This window comes from Ralstonia flaminis, from assembly GCF_958415495.1.
Lineage (GTDB): Bacteria > Pseudomonadota > Gammaproteobacteria > Burkholderiales > Burkholderiaceae > Ralstonia > Ralstonia flaminis.
Genome location: NZ_CATZLL010000020.1, coordinates 87,860 through 114,436, shown reverse-complemented (window position 1 = coordinate 114,436; position 26,577 = coordinate 87,860). Strand labels below are relative to the sequence as shown.

The following is a 26,577-nucleotide window of genomic DNA, read 5'->3' as shown; positions in this document are numbered from 1 at the left end:
CTTCTCAGGCCAACCTTGGACCGCTCGCTACGGATCGCGCACAGGTTTTCAAGCGTTGTCATTTCGCCATCTACGGCCGGTTTGATGGGAAATTGGCATGTAAAAACGGACACGGGGTGCAAATCCTTCACCCTGCGCACGCTGCAGGCGTCACAACGATGCGGCCAGACGCGTACCTTGATCGATGGCCCGTTTGGCATCGAGTTCGCGTGCCTCATCCGCGCCGCCAATCACATGCACCTTGGCGCCGCCTGCTTGTAAGGGTTCGACCAACTCGCGCAGCGGTTCCTGCCCGGCGCACAGCACGATGGAATCGACCGGCAGCCATTCGGCGGCCTCGCGTTTCTCGCCGTAGCTCACCAGCAGGCCCTCGTCGCCGATGCGCTCGTAATTGACGCCGCCGACCATGCGCACGCCCATGTTCTTCAGGCTCGTGCGGTGGATCCAGCCGGTCGTCTTGCCCAGGCCCGCGCCCAGCTTGCCGGCGCGCCGCTGCAGCAGCATGATCTCGCGCGCAGGTGTTTCGGGTTGTGCGCGGATGCCATCCACGCCGCCGCGCACCTGGGTCGGATCACCGACGCCCCATTCGGTGCGCCATGTTTGCAGGTCCAACGTGGGCGAGTGGCCATCGAGCGCGAGGAATTCGGCCACGTCAAAGCCGATGCCGCCCGCGCCGACAATTGCCACGCGCTTGCCCACCGGCTTGCGATGGCGCAGCACGTCGATATACGACAGCACGCTCGGATGGTCTTGCCCCGGAATCTTCGGATTGCGCGGCGACACGCCCGTCGCGATGATGATTTCGTCGTACTTGCCCGCCAGCAGTTGCTGCGCATCGACGCGCGCACCCAGGCGCAGGGTCACGCCGGTGGCCTCTACGCGGCGCGTGAAGTAGCGCACCATCTCGTGAAACTCTTCCTTGCCCGGAATCGTCTTGGCCATGTTCAATTGGCCGCCCAGCTCGGGTGCCGCGTCGTACAGGTCCACCGCATGCCCGCGCTCCGCCAGCGTGATCGACGCTGACAACCCGGCTGGCCCCGCCCCCACCACAGCAAAGCGTCGCTTGGCCGGCGTCTGGCGGATGACGAGTTCGGTCTCATGGCATGCGCGCGGGTTGACCAGGCAGCTCGCAATCTTTGCCTTGAATGCGTGGTCCAGACATGCCTGGTTGCAAGCAATGCAGGTGTTGATGTCCTGCGCGCGGCTGGTTGCAGCCTTTCGCACAAAGTCCGGGTCGGCCAGCAGCGGGCGCGCCATCGAGACCATATCGGCGCAGCCATCGGCCAACACGCTCTCTGCCACTTCCGGCGTATTGATGCGGTTGGACGTGACCAGCGGAATGCCGACCTCGCCCTTCATCTTCTGCGTCACCCACGCGAACGCCGCGCGCGGTACGCTCGTCGCAATGGTAGGAATACGCGCTTCATGCCAGCCGATACCGGTGTTGATGATGGTGGCGCCGGCGCGCTCCACGGCCTTTGCGAGCTGCACGACTTCTTCCCACGAGCTGCCGTCGGGAATCAGGTCGATCATCGACAGGCGGTAGATGATGATGAAGTCACGGCCGACCGCCTCACGCGTACGCTGGACGATTTCCACGGGCAGGCGCATCCGATTGGCGTAGCTGCCGCCCCAGTCGTCGGTGCGCTTGTTGGTATGGGTGACGAGGAACTGGTTGATGAAGTAGCCCTCGGAACCCATGATCTCGACGCCGTCGTAGCCCGCTTCGCGTGCCAGTTGGGCGCAGCGCACGAACGCGCGGATCTGGCGCTCGATGCCGCGCGCGGAGAGTTCGCGCGGCGTGAACGGGCTGATGGGGGAGCGCAGCGCGGTGGGCGCCACGGCAAACGGGTGATAGCCGTAGCGGCCGGTGTGCAGGATCTGCAGCGCGATCTTGCCGCCTTCTTCGTGCACAGCGCTGGTTACGGCGCGGTGGCGGCGTGCTGCCCCATGCGTGGCCAGGCGCCCGGCAAACGGCTTGGTCCATCCCGCAATGTTGGGGGCGAAGCCACCCGTGACCATCAGGCCGACATCACCGCGCGCGCGCTCGGCAAAGTAGGCCGCCAGGCGGTCGAAGTGGTTGCCGTCTTCCAGCCCCGTATGCATCGAGCCCATCAGCACGCGGTTTTTGAGCGTGGTGAAGCCGAGATCCAGCGGAGCGAGCAGGTGGGGGTACGGCGAGGAGGGCTTGGAGGAGGACATGGCCGGCGCGTCACGTGATGTGGGAACGCGCCGGACGGTAGCACCCAAGCGCCCGTTGGAACAACAGGGCAGGGTTCTAGATGTGTAGGGTGCGCGTCAGGACTTTTTCGGCTCGTCTTCTGCAGGTTTGCCGAGCAGCGCTTTCAGCAATTTGTTCTGGGGAATCGCACGGCCGGTGCCTTGGCCGGGCTTGCCGGCGCGCTGGCTGTCGCGCTTGAGACTGTTGGCGATCTTCAGGCCCTTGAGTTTTTCGAGGTCGGTTTTCTTCACAATGGGATCCGCAATGGGCGTCATGAACTGCGTGTTACGCTCGGCAGGATACGCGAAACGCCTGCTCCCGCCGGTTTTTTCCTGCATTTTCCCGCATGTCCGACAGCCCAACGCCGCCTGCCACGCCCGTTCCCGACCTGTTCCAGCCCACCCTGCAGGACTGGGCCGACCAGCCCGCTCAGGCCTTTGAGCACTGGCTGGCCGCGCGCGGCTATCGGGAGTCGTCGGCCACGGTGTACCGCGCAATGTGGCGCAAATGGCTGCGGTGGGCCGAATCGCACCAACGTGCGTTGGCGGATTGGAGTGCGGGCGACATTGCCGCCTTCCTGGATGCGTCCGGCCTGACCAAGCTGCATCGGTATCGCTATGCGCGCCTGATCGAGCGCGTCTTCCATCAGATTGAAGTGCTGCGCATGGGCACGCACAACCCGGCCAGCGCGGCAGTGAAGCAGAAACTGGCCGAGGGTGAGAATGACCCGACCACCTTTCTTTCCGCGGCCGAGCGCGTTGCCATCGAGGCCTCACTGGAGGTAGGCGCGCGGGCGAGTGAGGCGGCTGCCAATGCCAGTGCATTCAAGCTGGCGCGCGACAGGGCACTCGTGGCGGTGTGCCACGGTGCGGGGCTGAAGGTCGCGCAGGTGCAGTCATTGTTGCTTCGCCACGCGGGCGAAGCGCTGGAGAGCATTACCGTCGAGCCGTCGCGCGGCCCGGCGTATCACGCGCCGTTGCTGGTGAGCGCGCGCCCTGCGCTGGCGGCCTGGCTGGCCGTGCGCGGTCACGCCGAGGTGCCTGGCGAGCGTATCTTCGTGGCCGATGCCGGTGGGCGTGTCATGCATGCCGCCTCGATATACCGGCGTGTGGAGGCCTGGCTGGCCGCGCTGCCCGCTTTGGTGCACCGCAGCGAACGGCTTTCGCCGCAGACACTGCGCAACGGCTATGCCGCGGCGCTATTCGATGCCGGCGCAGCCCCTGCCGAGGTGGGGTACGCACTGGGTTTGCGAGACCAGACCTCGGCCTGGCGTCTGCGCTCTGCATATGCCGACTGGCAAGCGGCAGCCCATCCGGATGCGCACGCGGGCACCGCTTCATAACACCGCTTTTTTGCGCAACATCGTTTGCAAACGGCCCGCAGTACGGCGCTGGGCTTGCTATGATCGCGCTGTTCCGCCGCGCCGGTTGCATCGATGCTGCGAACCCGATGCCGCGCTCGAATCGGCACGCCACGATCTCTTTCTCGATACTTCGCACCCATGACAGAAACCATTCTGCTAACCGGCGCCACCGGCTACATTGCCTCGCATACCTGGGTTGAACTGCTGGATGCGGGCTATCAGGTGATCGGCCTCGACAATCTGTGCAACAGCAGCTCGACCGTACTGTCTCGTATCGAGCAGATCACCGCCAAGACGCCCAAGTTCGTGCAGGGCGATGTGCGTGACCGCCGCCTGCTCGATGATCTCTTTGCCAGCACACGCATCTCGGCCGTCATCCACTTTGCCGCGCTCAAATCGGTGGGCGAGTCGGTGCAGAAGCCACTGGCCTACTACGACAACAACATCGGCGGACTGGTCACGCTGTGTGCATCGATGGCGCATGCCAATGTGCGCCAGTTGGTGTTCAGCTCGTCGGCAACCGTGTATGGCAATCCGCATACGGTGCCGATTACCGAGTCGTTTCCGCTGTCGGCCACCAACCCGTACGGCCAGACCAAGCTGATGGGCGAGCAGGTGCTGCGCGACCTGGAAGTCTCCAACGCCGCTTGGCAGATTGCCTACCTGCGCTATTTCAATCCGGTTGGCGCGCACCACAGTGGCCTGATTGGCGAAGACCCGCGCGGGATTCCAAACAATCTGATGCCTTACGTGGCCCAGGTGGCAATCGGCAAGCGCGAGAAGCTCTCCGTCTACGGTGGCGATTGGCCTACGCCCGATGGCACGGGCGTGCGCGACTACATCCATGTGGTCGACCTGGCGCGCGGGCATCTGTCGGCGCTTGATGTGCTGCGTCGCGATGGTCGTGGCTTTACCGTCAACCTGGGCACTGGGCGCGGCTATTCGGTGCTGGAAGTTGTTGAGGCCTACAAACGTGCGAGTGGCCGCCCGGTTCCGTACCAGATCGTGGACCGCCGCCCCGGCGATATCGCCGCGTGCTACGCCGATCCGGCACTCGCTGCATCCATGCTGGGCTGGCGCGCGCAATACGGTATCGAGCGCATGTGCGAAGACTCGTGGCGCTGGCAAAGCATGAATCCGGACGGCTTTCAGTCCCGCTGATCCACGACGCTGTTTGATACCCGCAGAACTGGAACCACCCCGCAGTGGATGATGTCGCTCACCTTGTTGCTCAACTGACTGGCAGGCTTGCTGGCGCATTGTTGCCATTGATCGTGGCATGCGGCGCCGGCAGCTTGCTGTTGCGTTTGCTGGACGATCTGCGCAGTGCCGATGTCACGCGCGCCCGAGTGCCGCTGGCGATGACAGCACTGTTTTGCGCGATTGCGCTATGGACGGTGCCACTGCTGCCGCTGGTTGCGCGTTGGCCGCTGCACGAGGGCGCCGCGCTGTTGGTGATGACGCCGGCATCGTTCTGCTGGAGTCTGGCGGTGGCCGCGCTGTGGTGCATCCTGGGTGGCCAGGCGGGCACCGTACGCGCGGTGCTGTTGGGTGTGTTGCTGAGCATCAGCGGCCCTGTGGCCGTGTTGTTGCTGGCGGGTGTCACCAGCTTCGATGCGCTGGCGTGGTCAGATGCCGGCGTGCTTGGCATCGTCATGCTGCTGTCGGCGGCGGCCTGTGCGGCGGCGTTGCAGTTTGCGCTGTCGGCGCAATCAGGTGCTACGGGTGTGGCGGTCCGTCGCCCCGTCGTGAGCCTGTTCGTGAGTGTGCTGTTTGGTATCGGTCTGGCCGTCGACGCGGTGTATGCGGCTTCGCTGGTGGATTCACCATCGGCTCTCATCGGCAACGTGCCGGCCTGGCTGCAGCTGCTGCTGGCGGGCGGGGCGGTGGCAACGGTGCTCGCTGGCTTTTTGCTCGGCTATCGTGACCGCGCATCGGGCGACACCTCCGCCGCGATTGCCGCCCGCGAAATCCGCCGCCGCAAGGAGACGATGCAGGCACTCAACGATCTGGAGCAGAGCTATCGGCAGCGCGAGGCTGAACTGGCCGCGCGGCATCAACTGCTGCTCGATGGTGCGGATGTCGGTTTATGGGAATTTGATCTGATCACGCGCAGCGCACAGTTCTCCACGCGCTTTGCCGCCATGCTCGGCTACGCGCTCAAGGAGATCGGCCCGAGTACCAGCGAGTACCTGCGCCTCGTGCACCCGGATGATCTGCCGCTCGTGCTCAACCGTATCCAGGCGCATGTTGATGGCAATGCGCCCGCCTACGCTGCGGAATTCCGCATGCGGCACAAGGATGGCAGCTATCGTCAGATCGTCGCGCACGGTGTGGCTTTGCGCGATGCGGGCGGCCGTGCCACACGCATGGCTGGCTCGCACGTCGAGCGGGTGCAGAAAATGGCCTCAGCAAATACTGCCTTGCCAGACATTGCCACGTCTGCTGCGCAGCCCGAGACGCTTCGTCGCCAGGGGCTGTGGGAGTCGTGGTCGCCGCTGGATAATGCGACCGATATCTCCGACGCACCAACCACCGTGACTGTGCCGACCGAGCCGGCACCAGCGCCCGCCAGCAACGGCACACTGCCCAGCATCAATCCCAACGCGCTGCGTTGAGGTTTCCTCATTTTTCCGGCGCTTGATCACGCCCGGTACTCAAGTTTTCTTCCGGCTCGCCCGATAGCTCATGCAGAGCGCGTGCAATCGCGCCGGGGAGCACCGCCAGCATCATGCGGACAAGAAGAAACGCTTGGAGGAAGGAAAATGAACCGACTCACGCTTCGACAGAAGCTGTGGCTGCCGCTCGTCCTGAGCTGGCTGTGCCTGCTTGTGATCACCTTGTGGAGTGCATGGAGCGCACGGACTGTGCGCATGGAGGAGCGGCAGCGCGATCTGCAGAACGTCAGCGCCACCGCATTCAGCGTCATCAAGGAATACGGCCAGTTGGCGCAGGACGGCAAGATGACGGTGGAAGAGGCCAAGGCTCAGACCATCGCGCGCTTGAAAGACATGCGCTATGGCACCGACGGCTATTTCTCGCTGTCGAGAACCGACACCGTTTCGGTCATGCACCCGATCAAGCCCGAGATGGTCGGCAAGAACATGTCTGCAGCAACCGATCCCGAGGGCAAGCATCTGTTTGTGGACATCGCACAGATGGCCAAGGCAGGCGGCGGGTTCGTGCGCTATCTGTGGCCGAAGCCCGGCAGTGACAAGGCGGAGCCCAAGCTGACCTACGTCTCGTATTACGAGCCTTGGGATTGGTCGATGACGACGGGCCTGTATATCGATGACGTTGATGCTGCGTTTCGTGCCTCGCTCATGCAATCGCTCGGTTTGTTGCTGGGAGTTGGCCTGCTGATGACGGTGGTTGTGGTGGCCGTCACGCGCGGTTTGCAGCGGCAGCTGGGCGGTGAGCCGGCGTATGCCGCAGATGTTGCAGCGCGCATTGCGGGCGGCGATCTGGCGGTACGCGTGCAGACGCGCCAAGGTGATCGCGACAGCATGCTCTTCGCCATGTCGCAGATGCAGCAGCAGCTGACGGGCACGATCAGCGACATCAAGAACTCGGCTGATTCCATCGCCAGCGCAACCAAGCAGATTGCGGCCGGCAACGCTGATCTGTCACAGCGGACGGAGCAGCAGGCGTCGTCGCTGGAAGAGACGGCATCGAGCATGGAAGAGCTGACCGGCATCGTGAAGCAGAACGCCGACAACGCCCGCCAGGCCAGCACGCTTGCAGTCAACGCGTCGGAGATCGCCGTCAAGGGCGGTGAAGTGGTCGGGCGTGTGGTCGAGACCATGTCGGGCATCAACGAGAGCAGCAAGAAGATTGCCGACATCATTGGCGTGATCGAGGGCATCGCGTTCCAAACCAACATCCTGGCGCTCAACGCCGCAGTGGAAGCCGCCCGCGCCGGCGAGCAAGGCCGCGGCTTTGCCGTGGTGGCGGGCGAGGTGCGTAGCCTTGCGCAGCGTTCGGCCAGTGCCGCCAAGGAGATCAAGGAGTTAATCGGCGACTCGGTGGGGCGTGTGCAGAACGGTTCTGCGCTGGTGCAGGAAGCGGGAACCGTGATTGACGAAGTGGTGGTCGCGGTCAAGCGCGTGACCGACATCATGGGTGAGATTTCTGCCGCATCCGACGAGCAAAGCTCAGGTATTGAGCAGGTCAATCAGGCCGTGAATCAGATGGATGAAGTGACGCAACAGAACGCTGCGCTGGTGGAGCAGGCTGCGGCTGCAGCGCTCTCATTGGAAGAACAGGCGCAATTGCTGCGCTCGGCGGTGGGGCGCTTCCAGGTATAACGAGCTGAAGCCTAAGAAAAACAAGGCCGGCAATATCGCCGGCCTTGTCTTTTGTGGTTTCCGGTTGCCTCTGTGTGCAGACTCGGATGTACTACTTTTCTGTGCGGATCAGGCGACCAGAAAATCCTCCATCTTCCGACCCGACGACAGTTCCTTGACCAGCCAGCCTGGGCGCTTGCCGCGGCCCGTCCAGGTATTGCCGCTGCTGTCGCGGTAACGCACCGGCACCTTGCGGCCAGCCTTTTTCGAAGCCACTGCACCCTTGGCACCAAAACCGAGGTCGTCGGCGGTCAGGCCATATTCCACGATCTTCTGCTTGATTTCAGCGATCACCGTCGCCTGCTCGTTTGCCCGAAGTTCATCGGCCTGGCGCTGCAGTTCAGAGATCTTCTGAACGATTTCCTTGTAAGTCGGCATTATGGATTCCTCAACTTTGCAATTGAAACATGGGCACGCTCCCCGTTGCCCACCGCATTATAACGACTTTGCCCGAGTGAAATGAATTTCGTTAAGACCTCATGTCAACAGCGTGGATTTTGCGCAGCGCTGTGCGTTGCGCAAACCGGCATGGCGCGGCCATTTATCCGGAGTAATGGAAATTGTGAACATATGAAGAAGTGAGAAATCGCACGACTGTGTGCGTTCAATGCCAACGAGAGGCATTGAGCGGTCAGGGCACACATTCTTTTTATGTGATTGCTTCATTGCTTCGGCAGCCGTACTGGATACCGATTTGACGAAAGGCTTTTGGGGGAAATTGAAAGGTTGCTGAAAGGGAAATGGAAAATGCATCAAATTGGCGCATTTTTACAATTGCCTCAAGCGAACTGCATTCCCTCGAGCAAGCCTTGAAAATCCTTTGCCGGCAACGGACGCGCCAACAGATAGCCCTGTACTTGGTCGCATTGCAGATTCACCAAGGCTTCCATCTGCGCCTCGGTTTCCACGCCTTCCGCCACCACTGTCATGTCTAACGAATGCGCCATCGCGCAGATGGCACGGATGATCGCGGCCGCCTCGGGCGGGTTGTCATCGAGCGCGGAAATGAACGCCCGATCGATCTTGATCTGCTGGGCGCGAAAGCGCTGGAGATAACTGAGGCTGGAATAACCGGTGCCGAAATCGTCGATGGCTACCTCAATGCCGAGCGCCTGGATCTGACGGATCACGGCAATGCTCTGGCTGGCATCGCGCATGGCCGCCGTCTCGGTAATCTCGAACATCAGGCGGTGTGCGCTCACCTGATAGCGGTGCAGGATCTGCGACAGGCGCTGCACGAGGTCTGGCTGCTGAAACTGGCGCGGTGAAAGATTGACTGCGATGCGCTGTGGGACCATGCCGGCCGCATCCCAATGCATGATCTGGCGGCAGACTTCTTCGACAACCCAGTCGCCCAGCTCGACGATGGTGCCGGTGCGCTCTGCCAGCGGGATGAACTCGGCAGGCGACACGGGACCAAGCTCAGGGTGATTCCAGCGCAGCAGCGCCTCCGCCCCCGTCATTGCCTGCGTGAACGCATCGAATTTGGGCTGGTAGTACACCGATAGCTGGCCGTTCAGTGCTGCGTGCGAGAGTGCGCGCTGGATCTGCAGTACGCGATGGGCCGTGGTATTCAGGCGCGGCTCATAGAAGCGGTAGGCGTTGCCGGTGGACTGCTTGCAATCGAACATGGCTGCGTCCGCATGTTCCAGGAGCGCGTCGGCCGTTGCGCCATTGTGCGGATGGATCACCACACCAATGCTTGCCGTCGCACGCAGGCGGCGGCCGTCCACCTCAACCAGTTCGCGCAGGCGGAACAGCAGCTTGTCGCCAACGGTGGCAGCCGCCTCGGGCAGGGTGAGGCCCTCGACCAGAATGGCGAACTCATCGCCGCCCAGCCGGACCACCATGTCTTCGCCGCGCATGGTCTGACGCAGGCGCTCGGCGATGATCTGCAATACGCGGTCGCCGGTGGCGCGGCCGTATTGCTCGTTGATCTGGCCAAAGTTGTCCAGGTCAAGGCAGAAGAGGGCGAAAGGGCGTCCGCGTCGCGTTGTCGAGAGAATTGCGCTATCCAGCGATTGCCGAAGCTGAAGCCGATTGGGCAGGCCGGTCAACGCATCGTGATGCTGCGGCGTGGGGGCCTGATTCGCGACACGCGCCAGGGATGCTGCCAGATGGGCTTGCGCCGAATCGACTCGCGTCTCCAGCATGATCAGTAACGCGTGCAATCCAAGCGCGAGCAGCATGCCGCCGGCACTCAGCATGATGACGGGCACCACGTGCAGCGTGGTTGCCTCGTCTGCGGGCCAGGCGCTGGCCGACGGCCAGGCCGCCAACGAGAGCATCGCGGATGTAGCCAACACTGCTGCCGCTCGTGCGCGCAAGCCGACTGCGGCTCGGCGTTGTGCCGGCGGTAGATGAAAGGCCATGCACATCGCCAGGCATGTTCCTGCGCCGAGCACGAGGGTGCCGCCGCCCCAGCCCACCAGCGTGCGCTGCAGCGAGAGGGCGTCGTCGTGTGCCCATGGGCGTGCCAGATACAGTTCGGTCATCAGCAGCCCGATCCCCAGCGCGATGGCCCCCATGGCAATGCGATGGCGATGCGGAGGCCGCCCGGCGATGGCGGGCGGCATATCGGGCAACACCGTCAGGAGTGCCACGAGCGACGCCGCCAACGCCGTCATGAGCGTGGCGGAAATGGGGGCTGCGAGTTGCGCGGCCAATGGCCGGTGCAGGCCCACCTGAGCGAGCCAGAGCCCCGACCATAGCCCAATGCCGAGAATGATGGCGCAGGCAATGCGCCAGTTCCGGCGTTTTGCGACCGTCGAACCCCCCGGCATACGTGTCGCAGCGTCTAATGCGGCAAACGTGGTTAAGCCCGTGCTTACCCACGCAAACAGCAGCAGCGCAATATGGAAATCGTTATGCATGCGAGCGCATTTGGCGCGGCCCCCCGACATTCGACCGGCACCTATCTGTGTTTTGCGGCGAGGATAGCGCAAGAGCCTGGTGTTTCAGGCGGTGAAAAGGCCCGCTTGTTGCGCGCTATTCACAGAATGCGTCGGGATAATCCGCCGCTATTGCATTGCATCAAGCAATTGCGGCGGCTCCACGCCTGTCCTGATGCATCGGCAGGAAACCGCGGTCGTATGACCCGGGGTATACGCGAATGGCTGTACGCCAGCGGTTGCGGGTGAAGATTCAGGCGTTCAGTCGAGTGCGTCGGCGGGAGGCGGGGGTGGCCGCGCCGGCACGTTCCAGGTCGACGCTGGGCAGCAGATGCAGCAGGCGCACGAGTTCGGATTGGCGGTGCGTGCCGGTCTTGCGCAGAATGTCGCGGATGTGCACGCGCACCGTATGCAGCGACAGGAATTCGCGGTCGGCGATTTCCTGCAGGGTTTCGCCCGCGGCCAGCCGGGCAGCGACGACGCACTCCTTGTTCGTCAGCCCGAAGAGCGACGCGAGCACGCCAGCATCCATGACCGAGCGTGCCTCAGAGTTGCCGACCAGTACCAGGGCAAGCGGCGCCGCCCAGGTCGAGCGCATTGCATCGGACGGTGCCAGCGGCGTAGCAATGAAGGGAACGGGGCGCCCATCGCGTGCCAGATACATCCACGAGCCGGCAGCGCCTTGTATGCCCATCGAGCCTGCTGCCTGTTCGATCAGGTTGCGCAGCGCGGAGTTATGTGTGTGATCCGCGGAGTGCAACATGCTGCCATCGAGCGACAAACGATCGTCTTCTGCGGTCATCGTGCGCGCCCATGCATTTGCGTATTTCACGCGCATGCTACGTTCGATCACCATTACGCCAAAGTCGAGCGTATCCAGCCCGGCCATGCCGAGCGCGGCGAGTTCGTTCAGTTCTTGATTGCGCTGCTGCATGCGCGCTGCACGCTGCAGATGAGGCAGGACGCGCTGCAGGCGCTCTTCGCGTTCGGCGACGCTCACTTCCGAGATGCCCTCGCGTGTGCGCAGGCGCATGGTGATGGACAGGTCTGGCGTGTCCATCAACGTTACGCCGCGCGCAGGCGTGTCTTCAGCCTGTGCAGCGAGCAGTAATTGAGGGTCCTGGCAGAATGCGTTGCAGTGGCCCGGTTGCGGGCAGTGCTGGCACCAGCCCGACGAAACGCCTTGGCGCGGCGCGTCGGTGTGCTTGTCCCAGACAAAATAATGTGCGCTTTCGGCCCCGGCATAGACGGAGAGCAAGGCCAGGGCAGTCGGCATCTGCGCGGGGTCTAACACCGCCTCGTAGATGGTATCGACGAGTCGATGAAATTCTGCGTCATCCGATAGACGTTGCAGCATGGTGGCCCCCGGTGCGTATTGCGATGACTGAGGGAGCTGCCCCCCGCCATCGGCGTGTTGCGGCTCAATGTCCTGCCGGCCGCTGTCGCTGTGTTGATTGTTGTTCTTCTGCGCGACTTCCTTGGTAATCGGCAACTCTTTGGAAAAACTTAACATTCCGCTTCTGATGCTCCCAAATTCCAGCGGTGCTGTATCCCCCACGTTAGGAGGGAGTATGGGCGACTTTCAGCGCTGAAAATATAAAAAATATACAAAATTCGTTAACCTGTTCAGTGCCTTGCGCGTCGACTAGTTGAACTGGTACGTATAGGCGGCGGTGAAGCGCAGGCTCCGAGAGTTCGTGTTGATCGGCTTGTCGCCCACCGGGCGTGCAATGGCCAGGTCCAGCGTGTAGTACTTGCGATCAGAGAAGCGCACCCCCAAGGCAATGGAGCCGAGTTGGTCGTGCACCAGCGTGCCGGCGTTTGAATACACCTTGGCCGTGTCGTACAGCACGTACGGCTGCACGGTCTTCAGATATTCCATCGACACCGTGAAGACCCGGTTCAGTTCCACCGATGCGCCCCAGCCGCGGTCGCCCGCCACTTCACCAGCCGGATAGGCCAGCCCAAAGAAACGCCCGCCAAAGCTGATCTGCTCCGACGACGGTAGTACCGCGCCGCTGTATTGCGCCGCGCCCGAGACCACGATGCCGAAGCCCAGCGGCAAGTCGTGTGCCTCGCTTGCGGTGATGCGCGTGCGCAGGAAGCTCAGGTCGACATTGTTGTTGGCCGACTTCCCGGCCCCGAGGCTGTTGATGCCCTGATACAGGCCGAACGACGCGCGACGCGTCTCACCCGGGTTGACCTCGGTGTACAGCGCTTCGGCGCCGGCCACACGCGCCTTGGCGCTCAACTCGGTTTGCGGAATGGCGATGTTCTGCGGCGAGTACTGCTGCTTGTCGTCGTTGCCGTAGAACGTGCCCGTGAGCGTAAGGCTGCGCGTGTTCGACAGCAGCACCGGATAGCTCAGCGACAGGCCCAGTCGCTGCGTGTCGGTCAGATAGCGCGACTGATAGCCGAGCTGCTCAAGCGGCAGGTTCTCGGGCATGCCGCGATAGTGCGACCACGTGAGCTTGGCCAGCAACCCGTCGGTGCCGATCGGCTGCGCCCAGGTGGCGGAGTAGAACGTTTCGTGATCCGGTCCGCGCGGTTGCAGCGTCGACACCGTGATCTGTTCGCCCAGCGGTGTCACGCTGTTGAGCGTGCCCGTGATGACGGCGCGCACACCGGGTGAGCGGTATTCAACGCCGGTGCCGATGGTGTATGGCTGGCGCTTGACGTTGAGCACCAGCTCGCTCGCACCATCGGTGGTGGTGGGCGGTTGCACGGTCGCGGTGATTTGCACGCCGGGCTGCAAAGCCAGCACGCCGGTCACGCGCTCGAAGGTTTCGCGACGCAGCGGCTTCTCATCCATCATGCGTTGCGAAATCTCGCGCAACCGACCTTCCAGCGGCCCGGGCGTACCTTCAATGCGCATGCGTGCGACGTAGCCCTCCACCACGGTGATGCGGACCACGCCGCCTTCAAACGTTTGTGCGGGCACGAATGCGAAGGAGAGCGGATAGCCGCGATCCGCATACAGCTTGGTGACATCGTTGGCGGCCTGCAGCAGCTGCGCGACGGTGACGTCGTGCCCGGCCAGCGGCGCGAAGTGTGCTGCAATCTCGGGAAACGGCAGCGTCTTGACGCCTTCGATCTGGAACTTGGTGGGCGTGAGATGCGTGGCAAGCAGGTTTTCCAGCGCGGGGTTCGGCCGCTGGACTTGCACCTGGATCTTCTGCTCGGGCGGACGGGAGGTATCGACCTTGGGCAGCGTGTCGATCGGGTTGCCTTGCGTGGGGCTGCTCTGTGCCCAGCTCAGTGCCGGGCTGGTCAATGCAACGCCTGTGGCCAGCGCTAACCGCATCGTGGTGCTCCGCACGCCTGTCTCCTCCGTGGTGTTTGTTCTGCAGTGAAGCGATCTGCCGGTCCGGGCCGGTCGACGCCGCGCATGGTTGCGCACTGCATGGAACGATAACCGCGAGACATGGTGCTTTACAACAAAACACATAGAAGCAACGTTCACGCGACGCAACGCCCATGGTTGATACCAATGGTGTGTTACCCCGTGGCCGTTGGCCCTGCAATCATGCCGCTTGGCGCAGCATCATCGCGTTTGAAACGCAACAGCAGACCGGCTGGTCAGGCCGATCCGCCGCGCGTTGTACAGCACGTTGATCAGTGACGCGTGCCACCCAGTACGCCGCCCACCGTGCCCAGCAGGCCGCCCACTGCACCGGTTACCGGTGCCAGTGGCGTTGCAGCGCCGGCCGAAGTCAGGCCGCTGCCCACCGTGCTGACAACCGTGCCCACCGGCGCTGTAATCGAGCTGACCGGGTTGCTGCCGCCTGCAGCACCGCCCAGGCCGCCGAGCATACCGGTAATCGGGGCGAGCGGGTTGGAGCCGCCGGTTGCTCCACCCGTCAGGCCACCCAGCGCACCGGTGATGGGCGCCAGCGGATTGCTGCCACCAGCGCCGCCCAGGCCGCCGAGCGCACCGGTAATCGGGGCGAGCGGGTTGGAACCACCGGTTGCGCCGCCCGTCAGGCCCCCCAGCGCACCGGTGATGGGCGCCAGCGGATTGCTGCCACCAGCGCCGCCCAAGCCGCCGAGCGCACCGGTAATCGGGGCGAGCGGGTTGGAACCACCGGTTGCGCCGCCTGTCAGGCCACCCAACACACCGGTGATGGGGGCCAGCGGATTGCTGCCACCAGCACCGCCCAAGCCGCCGAGTGCGCCGGTAATCGGGGCAAGCGGGTTGGAGCCGCCCGTAGCACCGCCCAGGCCGCCGAGCAGGCCGGTAATCGGAGCCAGCGGGTTGCCGCCCGATGACGTCGTCGGCGAATACACCGCGCCGCCCAGTGCGCCGACCGTATTGCCGACCGCCGTCACCACACCGCCCAGGTTGCCGACGACCGGTGCATGGGTTGCAGTGATGGCGCTACCGCCGTTGGCGACCGCACCGCCCAACTGGCCCAGGAGCGTGTTGACCGGCGAACCCAGACCGGTGGTTGCCCCCAGCGTCTGCGTTGCGCTGGTGAGCTGCGAGGTGATCGGCACGATGGCCGTGCTGAGTTGCTGCGTGAGCTGCTGCACCGGGCCTGTCGACAGCGCCGCGCCAAGCGTGCTGCCACCGTTGGCAACGGCTTGGCCGACTTGTGTGACCACGCCGGCCAGCGGCGTCGTGACAGGGGCCAGCGGCGCCAGCGGGCCAGTACCCAGATTGTTCACCAGCGTACCGGCGCTGGTGACTGTGTTGCCCGCGCCAGTGACTACGTTACCGAGGCTCGACACCGTGGTGCCAACCGGATCCGGATTGCGGCCAATGCTACCGAGGCCATTCTGAACACCGGCGCCCAATGTCGAAACCGTTGTGCCGAGGTTTTGCACCACGCCACCCAGGCCGCTCTGCACGCCACTGAGTTGCGCGGGCAGCGGGGCGTTCTTGATATCCGAGCCGATGCCCGTGACCGCCGAGCCGGTGGCCGACACAACATTGCCCGTGTTGTTGAGGATCGCGCCGGTCGGCGTCAGGGGGGCGGGTGCAGGCGTCGGGGACGGTGAAGGAGACGGCGAAGGAGAGGGAGACGGCGAAGGGGACGGCGAGGGCGAAGGTGCTGGGGACGGCGTCGGTGTCGAGCCGCCCGAGTTGTTGTTGGACCCGCCGCTTCCGTTCGAGCCGCCCAACGCACCGCCCATATCGCCTGAACCGGAGCTTGCGCAACCGCCCAAGACCAACAGGCTTGCCATCGTGGCAGCCAGGCACTTGATGTTCTTATTCATGATCGTTCTCCCGTTTTAGAAAAGTCCGCTTTGTGTCAGCTGGAAAAGAGTCCCAATGTCGATTTGGGTAGCGCAACTCTGCAAACGGTGTGCCATGTCTTGATTATTACGCTATGCGCAACTGATTATCGAAATCTGATGTGATTTGCCTCTGATAAATGGAGGAATTGCGAAAATTAACTGAAATATGGGATTTACCCTGCCCCGCGAGTGAGGGGCGGAAACGTTTGCCGTGGGGGTTATGTTCAGGGTGAATATGTTCCGTGTCACGTTACAACGTAACGCTGGGAACACGGACTTTCTCACCGTAACGCCTCTTCACCACATTCGGGTAATACCGGGTGCGTTGCCTGCAAAGCGTGTTGTGACGCCACTTTCTTGAAATCGAGGCTTTTCTCTAATGTGGCTGGCATGGCAATTGCAGAATCTGGCCCGCAGTGCGCAGTACCGAGCTCAGACACAACAGGTAAGACAAATTCTTGAGAAGGGGACGGGACATGAAACAGATCCAAAAAACCATTCGCACCATCCACGTCATGCCGCTGGCGTGCGCTGTTGCTGCGCTTACGCTGGCAGCCTGCTCTTCAGGCGGTGGCGGTTCCGGCAGCTCGCCCAACCCCAGCCCGAACGATCTGACGGGTGTGACGCCGGTCGGCAAGGTCGCTAACGGCACCGGTAACACAGTTGTGGCGACGGGCCAGGCCGTCAGCAGCCTGGGCACGACCCTGCAGAACGCCAATATTCCGGGCCTTTCCGACCAAGCCAAGGCTGGCCTGGGCGGTACGGTCAGCAATGCCGGCAAGGCCGTCAGCGACCTGGGTCTGGGCGTACAAACCGGTCTGGGCAAGATGGGCCAGAACCCGAATCCGATCGGCACGACGGTGGCCAGCACTGGCAACGTCGTGACGGACCTCGGCCAAACCACGGTCAGCGCCGGTACGCTCGTGCAGGGTCTGGGTCAAGGCGCTGGCGCACCGCTCGCGCCGATTACGCAGCCGGTCGGCGGCGGCGTGCAACAGGTTGGTCAGGCGCTGATTGGCGGCGGCACGCTGCTGGGTAGCGCGCTGTCTTCCGGCGCGGTGCAGCAGATCACACAGCAGGCCAGCTCGGCCATTGTGCCGGTCACCACGCAGGTGACCAATGCGACGCAAATGCTGGGTGATGCGACTGGCCTGGGCGGCGGTCTGAATACCGTGCTGGGTGCGGTTGGCGGTGGTGTGGCCGGTGCAGGCAACACCATCACAGGGACTGGCGTGCCTGTGGTTTCAACCTTGGGCCCGGTGGTCTCCTCCGTTGGGACTACGGTGGCGGCCTTGGGTGGTGTAGGCACTGCCGGCGGCTCGTCTGGCAGCAATCCGCTGGGCGGTTTGCTGGGCGGGTTGGGAGGCGCCTCGGGCGGTAGCAATCCGCTGGCACCGATCACTGGTCTGTTGGGCGGCGCGGCGGGCGGCTCAAACCCCTTGGCCCCCGTTACTGGCCTGTTGAGCGGCGCTGCTGGTGGTAGCAATCCGCTGGCACCCGTCACCGGCTTGCTGGGCGGTGCCGCAGGAGGCTCCAACCCGCTGGCGCCTGTCACGGGCTTGCTGGGCGGCGTGACCAGCGCAGCCGGCGGCGCCTCGGGCAGCAATCCACTGGCGCCTGTTACGAACTTGCTGGGCGGCGTAAGCAGCCTGGCGCACTGAGCAGTACCTGTCTGTGCTCTTGAAGGTGCGCGGGCGTGTTCCCGTCGCTCGCGCATCCTTTTTTTGCCTTGACAGAGAATGGGGAGCGTTCATGTCGCCCCGGGTTAATGGAGAACCTGCTTAAATAATGGGTCTAGTCTGCCGGTCATTAAGGGATTTCCATTAGTTTTCAGGGGGTTGCGGCGTCTTTAATAGAATTTAATAGAGTCCTTACTCTAATTGCTGGTAAGTACCTAAGTTGAGTTATTTTGTTTGCGGCGCCGCACGCCTATAAAACCGTTACGGAGCGTTACGTGACATACGTGACATTCTGGAAGTGGGGTAACGGGTTTTGGGCGCGCGGTGGTCATTGGATGCTTTTTCGGGACCAAGATCATCTGATGACGTTTCATCTTTGTTTTATTGGTAAAACGAAATCTGAGCGGTGAGAATATTTTGTTTCGAATGTGTCATCGCTATAAATCCCAAAGCGTTTTATCCGTTATTACCCAATATGAACTGGTCGCGGCCGGAGCACCGCAGGCTGGTCAAGATCAACAGCATCCGTGGGCGAGTGCAAACAGGAGAGCAATCATGAAAAACGCCGTTCTGAAGTTCCTTCGCGACGAACAAGGTGCCACGGCCGTCGAGTACGGCATGATCGCGGGCCTGATCGCTGCAGCGATCACGGTTATCGTCGGCAAGTTGGGTTCCCAACTCAACACGGTCTTCACCAGCATCTGCAAGGCCGTCAATAACGGAACCGCGTGCTAGAGCTTCGCCTTGTATAGCCGTATTGATGTTGCTGGCTGGGCAAGTGTCGTAGTTCTCGCTGTTCTTGCAATCACGTTGGATTTCCGCTCGCGGCGCGTGCCGAACTGGCTCGTCGCTGCAGGTGTGGTGCTGTCCATCGTGCTCATCAAGCTTGGTGGGGTACAGGCGCTTGCCTATGACTGGCAGGACTTCTGGCTTGGTGGCGCCATCGCATTTTCCTGCTTTTTACCGCTTTACGTGCTGGGATGGATGGGGGCGGGTGACGTCAAGTTCTTCACAGTGACCGGCATGCTGGCTGGCTGGCATGGTTTGATTGCGGTGTGGCTGGTTTCGAGCCTGATCGCCGGGCTGCACGGGCTGGCGATCATGGCGCTACGCCAACTTGATGCGTCGTCACCTTCTGCCTGGGCGGTGATGCGCATGTGGCCCGCGCTGGCCCGCATGGATACCACAGAGGCTGGAAGCAGAGGCATTCCATATGCGGCCTATATGGCCATTGGCTTGTTGAGCTTGCCTTGGGTGCCCACAGTGATGCGGGTGTCATGGCTGCCGGGCATGTAGTCAGAACTGTTGAAGCGTTGAAGAAGAGCCGCGAAGCGGCCAGCATATAAAAAGGAGTCGGCCATGCCGACATTGCGACGGGAACGGGAGGGTGCACGCATGCACCCAGGTACGCGTAGGTTTGCAGCGCTTCGGTTTGGCCGACGTGGCAGCGGCGGTGTGGCGGCCCTCGAATTCGCCGTAGTCGTACCGGTGCTGCTGGTACTGATGCTCAGCATCGTGTACTACGGTGTCATCCTCGCTATGCAGCAGATGCTGACCTTGGCAGCCGAAGAGGGCGCGCGCGCTGCGCTGCGCTATCAGCCCTCCAATACTCAACGCGTCGCGGCTGCTTATGCCGCGGTTGCATCGGTTCTTCCCACCTCTTTCAGCAATCGGGTTCAGACCAACCAGAGCAGTACACCATTGGTGAACTGCCAGAACGTTGCCGGCATGCAATGCCTGAGCGTGGTGCTGACCTTGCCGGTGACTTCCGGCAACAACCCGCTGTTGCCTTCGATACCGCTGCTGCCTGCACCCGCGACACTGACGGGCTCGGCTGTTGTGCAACTGGTTCCCGGCTCTTAACCCGTTGTTGTTCGCCGACGTTCTTGATCGACCGCCCCGACAGACTGCCTAGATGACCAGCAAACACCTCCAGATCTTCGCCGCCGCGCTGCTGCTGCTTGCCGCCATTCTTGGTGCCGTGGCGTGGAAGAGCGCGCATCGCCCGCCAGCGCCTGTGGTTGCGCAGAAAGACGGCAAAACGGTCTACCCGGTTGTCGTCACTGTCAAACCATTGGAGGCCGGTAAGCCCATTACGGCCGATCAACTGGGCATCGAACAATTGCCGATCAATCCGGCGGAGGCGTTCTCCGATGTGTCCAAAGTGGTGGGGCGCGAGCCCATTCTTCCTGTGGGTGTGGGTGTGCCGCTGATTGCCTCCCAGCTTGCTTCCGGATTGGCGCAGCAGGTAGAGGCTGGGCAACGCGCGGTCGCCATCACCGTTGATGAGGTGATTGGCGTCGGCAACCGCGTGATGCCGGGTGACTACGTGGACGTGTTTCTTGTCGTGCGAAAGGATGGTCAGGAAATCGAAGACAGCCAAGCGCGTTTGCTGTTGCCGCATCTACGTGTGCTGGCATTCGGCCCCCTGGCGGTCAATGAGGGGCCGCAGAAGCAGCCGGACGGCAACGCGGTCACGCGAAAGGTCGACCTGGCTAGGACAGCCGTGCTGGCGGTGCCGGTGGAAGCCGTCAGTCAACTTGCGATGGCCCATCAGAGCGGCCGCTTGCTGCTTGCCTTGCGCAATCCAGGGGACGACGCCGAACCCACAGTGAAACCACAGGACGCCGCATTGCTGGCCGCCGCCAACCGCAACCCGATGGACGTGGCGCAGGCAGGTGTCTCGATGTCCAGCCTGACCGGTTCATCACGCCGCCCTGTCCTGATGCAGCCAACGCCGTTGCCTGCGATTGCAGCGGCGCGCACGACGGTGCGCAGCAGCACCGCCAGCACTGGCGTCGAGATCATCCGCGCAGGTAAACGTGAGGAGCAACATGATTGATGCCGCCGTGGTTCGCGGTTGGATGGGCGCACTCGCGTGGGGGTGTGCTGCCTTTGTATCGACGGCATTTGCCGAAACGGCGCCGGCTGGGCAGACGCTGCATCTGCTGACCGGAAGCCAACGTGAGATTCGCCTGGGCAAGCCGCTCGAGCGCATTGCGATCGGCAACCCGGAGATTGCCGACGCACTGCTGCTCAAGGGGCGTGGCGCGGCCAACAGCCTGCTGATCATCGCCAAGAAGCCGGGTGCGGCCAGCGTCATGGTCTGGACGCAAGGTGGTGCTGCTACGACCTACAACGTGCAGGTTGATGCTGCCGAGTCTGAGCCGGGTGACCCCAATGTGACCGTGCAGGGCGATTCAGCCGTGGTGTCTGGTCAGGCCAAGGATGTGTATGCCTTGGCGCGCGCTCGCCGCTCGGCTACTGCGGCTGGTGGAGGTGAGAAGCCAAAGAACGGCAACGTGATCGACAACACCTCATTGAACGTGCCGGGTACCGTGCAGGTCGACGTGCGTGTGGTGGAGTTCAGCAAGACAGTGCTGAAGGAGTCGGGCCTGAACTTCACACGCACAAGGGGTGGATTCTCCTTTGGGGCGTTCTCGCCGTCTTCGCTTACGCAGGCCACGTTTAGCCCGTCGACGGGGCTGAGCGCGCAATCGACCATGCCGTTGAGTTCCGCATTCAACCTGCTGGTTGGGTCGGTCAGCAAGGGCCTCTTCGCCAATCTGAGCCTGATCGAATCGAACGGCATGGCACGCGTGCTGGCTGAGCCTAGCCTGGTGGCGCTCTCGGGCCAGAGTGCCAACTTCCTGGCTGGCGGCGAGATTCCGATTCCTGTGCCGCAGGCGCTGGGTACGACGACCATTGAGTACAAGCCATTCGGTATCGGACTGACGGTGTCGCCCACCATCCTGTCGGAAAACCGCATCGCCCTGAAGGTGGCGCCCGAAGCGAGCGACCTCGATTTTAGCCGCGGCATCACGCTCAATGGCGCGACCGTCCCGGCCATCGTCACTCGGCGTGCTGATACAACGGTGGAATTGGGCGATGGCGAGAGCTTTGTCATCGGCGGGCTGGTCAGCCGCTCCACGCTTTCCAATGTCGACAAGGTGCCATTCCTGGGCGATGTGCCGATCATCGGGACGTTCTTCAAGCGCCTGAACTACAACCAGGAAGAGCGTGAGTTGGTGATTATCGTGACGCCGCACCTGGTCAAGCCGATGGCACGCAACGCGCCCATCGAGAAGATGCTTCCGGGCCAAAGCGGCGGGCAGGATCGTGACACCGCGGGCGAGGCAGTCTGGCGCCCGTTTGCACTGGGGGTGGCAGATCCGGCCACCATGCCCGGCTTCTCGCAGTAAGGGGCAGGCATGGACTACTTCCTTCTGCACGGTGGCGCACGTGGTGGCGTGCAGGGCGACGCGCAGGCGGCCGGCGTGCACCGCTGGCTGGCCGCAGCGATTCGCGAACTGGGCGTGCTGGTGGCAGAGACCACCGGTCACGACGCGTTTCTCGAGCAGATTGGCTCGGTGAATCCCGAAGTGGTGTTTGTGCGCTTTGCGTCGTCTCCCACGCTGATCGACGTGCCAGACCAGGATCAGAAGCTGGGCGAGGGCGCCGACGACATTGGCGAGGCAACGCAACTGGTCGGTCAGCTCACGCGCTTGTTCCCGGGGCTGCCGCTGGTGGCTGTCGGCTCGGCAACCGACGGCCGCGCCATGCTGGCCGCATTGCGCGCTGGCGTAAAGGATTTCGTTGACGTGGAAGGGGCTCCTGCCGAGGCCGTGCGCGTGGTGCGCCGCCTGCTGGCCGAGCGCGCCTCCACTGAGCCGACACGTCGTGGCCGTGTGCTTGCGGTGCTCGGTGCGCGCCCCGGCGTGGGTGCTACAACGCTTGCCACCAATCTGGCCACGCTGGTGCGTCGCACGTCGGCCAGCGACGTGATGCTGCTGGACCTCGGCCAGCCGCTGCGTGACGGTGCGCTGTATCTGAACGTGCAGGCGAACTTCCATTTTGTGGAAGCCGTGCGCAACTTGCGCCGTTTTGACCAGGTGTTTGTGCAGACGGCCCTGTCGCGCCATCCGAATGGGCTGGCGGTACTGCCGCTGCCGATCTCGCTGGCAGAGATGCGCGACATCTCATTCTCCGAGGCACTCGGACTGCTGAACCGCCTGCGTACGTTCTTCGACCTGCAGGTGGTCGACCTGGGCGGTTTCGGCAACATCGACTTCATCGCCCAACTGGTCAAAGCCGCCGACGACGTGATGCTGGTGACCGAGCAGAGCGTGGGCGCGATTGTTTCGGCCGCAGAGTTGATGCAGGAGCTTAAGAAGCGCGAGATCGATCGCGATCACCTGCATCTGACCATCTCGAAGTTCGACACGCGTCTGTCATTGGACGCCGCGCAGATTGCTGAGCGATTGGAGATTCCCTCGGTGCTGACTGTGCCGAGCCGCCGTGAGGCGCTGGTGATTGCCTCTAACCAGGGCGCCATGCTGGCGGAAACCCACCCGACCGACGTTTACGTGAAGGCACTGGCCCACATCGCGCAGACGCTGGGCTATGCCCAGCACAGCGAGCGAACATCGGGCATGTCGGGTTGGGTGGCGGGTGCACGGGCGCGCCTGGGTGGGCGGTTCGGTAAAGGGCAGGACGGGCGCCTCAAACGTAAATCGACAGACCAGGACGAACTGGATCTGGGCACCACTGGACGGAACGCGACATGACACAACCCATCGAGTTTTCCAACCAGGCGGACGCGGGTACCGGCGCGTTTGCTGTCACGCAGGCCTTCCAGGACATCAAGGAAGCGGCGCACGAACATCTGCTTACCCGTATTGAAGAACTGGGCGCCGAGTTCGGGCGTTGGTCGCGCACGGCCATCCAACGCTTTGTTGATCTGGAAGTCGAAGGTTTTACACGCATGCGCCGGATTCCCGTCAACGAGACGGAAGTGCGTCAGATTGCCGAGGCGCTAACCAAGGAGTTGGCGGGCTTCGGCCCGATCGAAGATCTGCTGGCCGACCCTGCGGTGGAAGACATTCTCGTCAACGGCCATCTGGATGTGTATGTGTCCCGCCATGGCGTGCTGGAGCGCATTCCGGTGCGCTTTGCCGACAACAACCATCTGCTGCGTATCGTGCGCCGCATCCTCGCGCCGATTGGCCGGCGATTGGATGAATCCAATCCGATGGTGGACGCGCGCCTGCCCGATGGGGGGCGCATCAACGTGGTTATTCCGCCGCTGGCGCTGGAAGGCCCGGTGGTGTCGATCCGCAAGTTCCGCAAAGACCCGCTCAAGCCGGAGGATCTGCTGGGCTTGGGCACGATGAGCGAAGAGATCGGTGTGCTGATCGAAGCTGCCGTGCGGGCACGCTGCAACATCCTGGTGAGCGGCGGTACGAGCTCGGGCAAGACTTCGCTGCTCAATGCGATGGCGTACCACATTCCGACCACAGAACGTGTGATCACCATTGAGGATACGGCGGAGCTGTCGCTCAACCACCCGCACGTGGTGCGGCTGGAAAGCCGGCCCGGTGGTTTTGAAGGCACCGGCGTGGTGACGATTCGCGAACTGCTGCGTAACAGCCTGCGCATGCGTCCGGACCGCATCATCGTGGGCGAAGTGCGTGGTGGCGAAGTGCTGGAAATGCTGCAGGCCATGAGTACCGGCCACGATGGCTCGATGGGCACCATCCACGCCAGCAGCCCACGCGAATGTCTGTACCGGTTGGAAATGCTGGCCGGCTTTGCTGGGTTCCAGGGCAGTGAGGTGAGCCTGCGCCGCCAGATCACCAATGCCATCGATTTCATCGTGCAGATCGGGCGCTTGTCCAGCGGCAAGCGGCGCATCCTGTCGATTACGGAAGTCACGGGGCTGGGCGACAACATCATCTCCACACAGGAGCTGTATCGCTACGAGCCCTACACCGGCCCCGATGGCGAAGAGGTCGACCGCTGGACGGCACTCGGCCTGCAACCGCATTCACCCAAGCTGGCACGCATGCGCAACAGTGGGTTGGAGGACGGCGGGATGAGCGGATTCGGCAATGGAGGCCGCTTCCATGTCTAGCATGACGCTCTGGTTCGGTTGCCTGGCACTCCTGCTGATGGGCGCATCGCTCATGCTGTGGGCGGAGTCCGTGCGCCGGCGTGAGCGCGAGGCCTCGCGCAGCTTTGTGCGCACGCAGACCGAGCAGATCAATGCGCGCTACCAGCCCAATGTGGAGGCGGCACCCGTCAGCGTGCCGGACTCTTTTACCCGGGCCTGGAACGATGCGCTGCGCCGGGCCGACATCCAGCCAAGCCGGCGTTTCTACATGCTGTTGATTGTGCCGGCGCTGACGATCGCACTGATTGCATGGGCCGTGTCGAGCTTGCTGTCTGCGGTGATGGCGCTTGGGTTGTACGCGCTCATCGTGGCTTTTCTGTTCTGGAACCGCTCGCGGAAAATGAATGAACGACTGCTGCAGCAGTTGCCCGGGTTCCTGGATGGCGTGGTACGCCTGATGAGCATTGGCAGTGCAGTGCCAGCCGCCTTTCAGGCCGCCAGTGCCAATACCGAGCAACCGCTGCGCTCGTGCCTGATTGCGATTACGCAAATGCAGCGTGCAGGCAAGGATCTTGATGCCGCTGTACTGGCAGTAGGTCAGCAGTACCGCGTCAATGAGCTGATTCTGCTGTCGTCCGTGCTGCGTCTGTCACTGCGCTACGGCGGGCGGGCAGATATCGTGATGGAGCGTACCGCGGCGTTCATGCGAGACCGTCAGCAGGCGCAGCAAGAGTTGATTGCGCTCTCTGCCGAGACACGCATGTCTGCGTGGATCATCGGCCTGCTGCCGGTGGTTGTTGGGGGGGTGATCGTCATGTCTAACGCGGCTTACATCATGTCGATGTGGCGCGACCCGTTTGGTAAGTCGCTAATCCTGACGGCATTCGCCATGGAAGTGATCGGCGCGGTCATGCTGGCCAGGCTGGCGAAATCAGTCTAGGGACGGGATTGACATGGACGATGCGCTCATCACACTCAGTCTCACTGCAGCCGCAGCGGGCGTGCTGGTATTCGGTGGACTGGCATTGCGGGCGACGCTCACCCGCTATCGAAGCGCACGCAAGCTGGATACAGCGCTGTCCAACATGCGAACGAGCGGGGTCAACGCAGCCCCAACCGCGGCGGCACCTACTGTGCCTCCGGTGGCCAAGACGAGCCCTCACGGCACGCGCGAGGCGCAGCAGATTCAGCAGCAGATTGCCAAGGTGGGGCAGCGCTGGATTGACACTGGCCTGGGGCGACGGATCGTCACCGATGAAGACCGCAAGCTGCTGGAAGAGTGCGGCTACTACGGCGAGCACGCGCGCACGGTGTTCGGCGGTACACGCATCGTGTTGCCGCCGTTGCTGGCGGTTGTCGGTGCACTGAATGCTTCGTCGTTCCTGTTTGTGTTTGTGTGGGGTTTTGTGGGTTTTGCTTTGGGCTATCTGGGCCCGAAGTGGCTGCTAGGGCGCCGCAAGGAAGGCCGCCGCCGCCGTGTGGATGACGAACTGCCTGTGATGGTCGACATGCTGCGCCTGTTGCAAGGGGTGGGTTTATCGATTGACCAAAGCCTGCAGGTGATTGCCAACGAGTTCCACAGCATGCTGCCGGTGCTGGCTGGTGAGTTCGGCCGAGCCAACCAGCAGTTTGCATCGGGCCGCCCGCGTGAGCAGACACTGCTGCGCATTGCCAGGCTGTTCGACAACGAAGATCTGAAGGGCCTGATCACGCTGCTCACCCAGGTTGACCGCTTTGGCGGCGCTGTGCAGGAGCCGCTGCGGCAGTTTGGCGGGCGCTTGCAAGAAAACCGTCGCGCCCGCTTGAAAGAGCAGGTGGGCAAGCTGACCGTCAAGATGACCATGATCATGGTGATAACGCTGCTGCCTGCGTTGCTGATCATTACTGCAGGGCCTGGCTTTATGAGCGTGATGCGCAGCCTGCAACATACCGGGGGACATTGAG

At 62.8% G+C, this 26,577-nt stretch carries 21 protein-coding genes; 14 read left to right on the top strand and 7 right to left on the bottom strand.

Annotated elements, in window-relative coordinates:
• Positions 1 to 150 precede the first annotated feature (150 nt).
• Positions 151 to 2,202 (bottom strand): oxidoreductase, encoded by a 2,052-nt coding sequence (locus R2N11_RS24390; RefSeq protein ID WP_316682693.1) that lies wholly within the window; start codon positions 2,200 to 2,202, stop codon positions 151 to 153.
• Between the two features lie 96 nt (positions 2,203 to 2,298).
• Entirely contained in the window at positions 2,299 to 2,496 is a 198-nt protein-coding gene (locus R2N11_RS24385; RefSeq protein ID WP_199030128.1) for a hypothetical protein, read from the bottom strand.
• 71 nt (positions 2,497 to 2,567) lie between these two features.
• On the opposite strand from R2N11_RS24385, the gene R2N11_RS24380 reads away from it, so the two are divergent.
• The 4 genes from R2N11_RS24380 to R2N11_RS24365 all read left to right on the top strand — a co-directional run bounded on the left by R2N11_RS24380 (position 2,568) and on the right by R2N11_RS24365 (position 7,891).
• Positions 2,568 to 3,563 carry an integrase gene (locus R2N11_RS24380; RefSeq protein ID WP_316682692.1) on the top strand — a complete coding sequence of 332 codons (996 nt, stop codon included), beginning with the start codon at positions 2,568 to 2,570 and terminating at the stop codon, positions 3,561 to 3,563.
• A gap of 159 nt (positions 3,564 to 3,722) precedes the next feature.
• Positions 3,723 to 4,745, top strand: a complete 1,023-nt coding sequence (gene galE, locus R2N11_RS24375; protein ID WP_316682691.1) for a UDP-glucose 4-epimerase GalE — start codon at positions 3,723 to 3,725, stop codon at positions 4,743 to 4,745.
• 44 nt (positions 4,746 to 4,789) lie between these two features.
• A complete protein-coding gene (locus R2N11_RS24370; protein WP_316682690.1) occupies positions 4,790 to 6,202 on the top strand; it encodes a PAS domain-containing protein in 1,413 nt (470 codons plus the stop codon).
• 147 nt (positions 6,203 to 6,349) lie between these two features.
• A complete protein-coding gene (locus R2N11_RS24365; RefSeq protein WP_316682689.1) occupies positions 6,350 to 7,891 on the top strand; it encodes a methyl-accepting chemotaxis protein in 1,542 nt (513 codons plus the stop codon).
• A gap of 108 nt (positions 7,892 to 7,999) precedes the next feature.
• On the opposite strand, the gene R2N11_RS24360 is transcribed toward R2N11_RS24365, so the two are convergent.
• The 5 genes from R2N11_RS24360 to R2N11_RS24340 all read right to left on the bottom strand — a co-directional run bounded on the left by R2N11_RS24360 (position 8,000) and on the right by R2N11_RS24340 (position 16,041).
• A complete protein-coding gene (locus R2N11_RS24360; RefSeq protein WP_021192590.1) occupies positions 8,000 to 8,308 on the bottom strand; it encodes an H-NS histone family protein in 309 nt (102 codons plus the stop codon).
• Between the two features lie 401 nt (positions 8,309 to 8,709).
• Positions 8,710 to 10,803 (bottom strand): putative bifunctional diguanylate cyclase/phosphodiesterase, encoded by a 2,094-nt coding sequence (locus R2N11_RS24355; protein ID WP_316682688.1) that lies wholly within the window; start codon positions 10,801 to 10,803, stop codon positions 8,710 to 8,712.
• A 271-nt stretch (positions 10,804 to 11,074) separates the two neighbouring features.
• Entirely contained in the window at positions 11,075 to 12,334 is a 1,260-nt protein-coding gene (locus R2N11_RS24350) for a helix-turn-helix transcriptional regulator (protein WP_316682687.1), read from the bottom strand.
• A 132-nt stretch (positions 12,335 to 12,466) separates the two neighbouring features.
• Positions 12,467 to 14,140 carry a ShlB/FhaC/HecB family hemolysin secretion/activation protein gene (locus R2N11_RS24345; RefSeq protein WP_316682686.1) on the bottom strand — a complete coding sequence of 558 codons (1,674 nt, stop codon included), beginning with the start codon at positions 14,138 to 14,140 and terminating at the stop codon, positions 12,467 to 12,469.
• Positions 14,141 to 14,436: 296 nt separating this feature from the next.
• Positions 14,437 to 16,041 (bottom strand): collagen-like triple helix repeat-containing protein, encoded by a 1,605-nt coding sequence (locus tag R2N11_RS24340; RefSeq protein WP_316682685.1) that lies wholly within the window; start codon positions 16,039 to 16,041, stop codon positions 14,437 to 14,439.
• Between the two features lie 497 nt (positions 16,042 to 16,538).
• On the opposite strand from R2N11_RS24340, the gene R2N11_RS24335 reads away from it, so the two are divergent.
• From R2N11_RS24335 to R2N11_RS24290, 10 genes are all read left to right on the top strand, one after another.
• Complete coding sequence (locus R2N11_RS24335; protein ID WP_199032735.1) at positions 16,539 to 17,723, top strand: collagen-like triple helix repeat-containing protein; 1,185 nt, start codon at positions 16,539 to 16,541, stop codon at positions 17,721 to 17,723.
• Positions 17,724 to 18,296: 573 nt separating this feature from the next.
• Positions 18,297 to 18,476, top strand: coding sequence for a Flp family type IVb pilin (locus tag R2N11_RS24330; RefSeq protein ID WP_199032734.1), 180 nt, complete (start codon positions 18,297 to 18,299; stop codon positions 18,474 to 18,476).
• 9 nt (positions 18,477 to 18,485) lie between these two features.
• Positions 18,486 to 19,037 (top strand): A24 family peptidase, encoded by a 552-nt coding sequence (locus R2N11_RS24325; RefSeq protein ID WP_316682684.1) that lies wholly within the window; start codon positions 18,486 to 18,488, stop codon positions 19,035 to 19,037.
• Between the two features lie 63 nt (positions 19,038 to 19,100).
• The gene (locus R2N11_RS24320) at positions 19,101 to 19,604 is read left to right on the top strand and encodes a TadE/TadG family type IV pilus assembly protein (protein ID WP_199032732.1); all 504 of its coding nucleotides are present in this window, start codon (positions 19,101 to 19,103) and stop codon (positions 19,602 to 19,604) included.
• Positions 19,605 to 19,656: 52 nt separating this feature from the next.
• Positions 19,657 to 20,583 (top strand): Flp pilus assembly protein CpaB, encoded by a 927-nt coding sequence (gene cpaB / locus R2N11_RS24315; RefSeq protein ID WP_199032731.1) that lies wholly within the window; start codon positions 19,657 to 19,659, stop codon positions 20,581 to 20,583.
• The gene (locus R2N11_RS24310) at positions 20,576 to 21,943 is read left to right on the top strand and encodes a type II and III secretion system protein family protein (RefSeq protein WP_316682683.1); all 1,368 of its coding nucleotides are present in this window, start codon (positions 20,576 to 20,578) and stop codon (positions 21,941 to 21,943) included. Before cpaB ends, R2N11_RS24310 begins: the two co-directional genes overlap by 8 nt.
• 9 nt (positions 21,944 to 21,952) lie before the next feature.
• Positions 21,953 to 23,308, top strand: coding sequence for a CpaE/TadZ family protein (locus tag R2N11_RS24305; protein WP_316682682.1), 1,356 nt, complete (start codon positions 21,953 to 21,955; stop codon positions 23,306 to 23,308).
• Entirely contained in the window at positions 23,305 to 24,654 is a 1,350-nt protein-coding gene (locus R2N11_RS24300) for a TadA family conjugal transfer-associated ATPase (protein ID WP_199030969.1), read from the top strand. Before R2N11_RS24305 ends, R2N11_RS24300 begins: the two co-directional genes overlap by 4 nt.
• Positions 24,647 to 25,573: a type II secretion system F family protein gene (locus R2N11_RS24295; protein WP_316682681.1), complete on the top strand. Its 927-nt coding sequence runs from the start codon at positions 24,647 to 24,649 to the stop codon at positions 25,571 to 25,573. Before R2N11_RS24300 ends, R2N11_RS24295 begins: the two co-directional genes overlap by 8 nt.
• Positions 25,574 to 25,586: 13 nt before the next feature.
• Positions 25,587 to 26,576, top strand: a complete 990-nt coding sequence (locus tag R2N11_RS24290) for a type II secretion system F family protein (RefSeq protein ID WP_199030971.1) — start codon at positions 25,587 to 25,589, stop codon at positions 26,574 to 26,576.
• The last annotated feature ends 1 nt before the right edge of the window (position 26,577 follow it).

Excerpts from the sequence above, each read along its gene's own strand:
- R2N11_RS24335 (WP_199032735.1), top strand. The coding sequence starts at position 16,539 with ATGAAACAGATCCAAAAAACCATTCGCACCATCCACGTCATGCCGCTG.
- R2N11_RS24350 (WP_316682687.1), bottom strand. The coding sequence starts at position 12,334 with ATGTTAAGTTTTTCCAAAGAGTTGCCGATTACCAAGGAAGTCGCGCAG.
- R2N11_RS24385 (WP_199030128.1), bottom strand. The coding sequence starts at position 2,496 with ATGACGCCCATTGCGGATCCCATTGTGAAGAAAACCGACCTCGAAAAA.
- R2N11_RS24290 (WP_199030971.1), top strand. The coding sequence starts at position 25,587 with ATGGACGATGCGCTCATCACACTCAGTCTCACTGCAGCCGCAGCGGGC.
- R2N11_RS24355 (WP_316682688.1), bottom strand. The coding sequence starts at position 10,803 with ATGCATAACGATTTCCATATTGCGCTGCTGCTGTTTGCGTGGGTAAGC.
- R2N11_RS24305 (WP_316682682.1), top strand. The coding sequence starts at position 21,953 with ATGGACTACTTCCTTCTGCACGGTGGCGCACGTGGTGGCGTGCAGGGC.
- R2N11_RS24360 (WP_021192590.1), bottom strand. The coding sequence starts at position 8,308 with ATGCCGACTTACAAGGAAATCGTTCAGAAGATCTCTGAACTGCAGCGC.
- galE (WP_316682691.1), top strand. The coding sequence starts at position 3,723 with ATGACAGAAACCATTCTGCTAACCGGCGCCACCGGCTACATTGCCTCG.
- R2N11_RS24365 (WP_316682689.1), top strand. The coding sequence starts at position 6,350 with ATGAACCGACTCACGCTTCGACAGAAGCTGTGGCTGCCGCTCGTCCTG.
- R2N11_RS24390 (WP_316682693.1), bottom strand. The coding sequence starts at position 2,202 with ATGTCCTCCTCCAAGCCCTCCTCGCCGTACCCCCACCTGCTCGCTCCG.
- R2N11_RS24320 (WP_199032732.1), top strand. The coding sequence starts at position 19,101 with ATGCCGACATTGCGACGGGAACGGGAGGGTGCACGCATGCACCCAGGT.
- R2N11_RS24380 (WP_316682692.1), top strand. The coding sequence starts at position 2,568 with ATGTCCGACAGCCCAACGCCGCCTGCCACGCCCGTTCCCGACCTGTTC.
- R2N11_RS24330 (WP_199032734.1), top strand. The coding sequence starts at position 18,297 with ATGAAAAACGCCGTTCTGAAGTTCCTTCGCGACGAACAAGGTGCCACG.
- R2N11_RS24300 (WP_199030969.1), top strand. The coding sequence starts at position 23,305 with ATGACACAACCCATCGAGTTTTCCAACCAGGCGGACGCGGGTACCGGC.
- R2N11_RS24295 (WP_316682681.1), top strand. The coding sequence starts at position 24,647 with ATGTCTAGCATGACGCTCTGGTTCGGTTGCCTGGCACTCCTGCTGATG.
- R2N11_RS24310 (WP_316682683.1), top strand. The coding sequence starts at position 20,576 with ATGATTGATGCCGCCGTGGTTCGCGGTTGGATGGGCGCACTCGCGTGG.
- cpaB (WP_199032731.1), top strand. The coding sequence starts at position 19,657 with ATGACCAGCAAACACCTCCAGATCTTCGCCGCCGCGCTGCTGCTGCTT.
- R2N11_RS24340 (WP_316682685.1), bottom strand. The coding sequence starts at position 16,041 with ATGAATAAGAACATCAAGTGCCTGGCTGCCACGATGGCAAGCCTGTTG.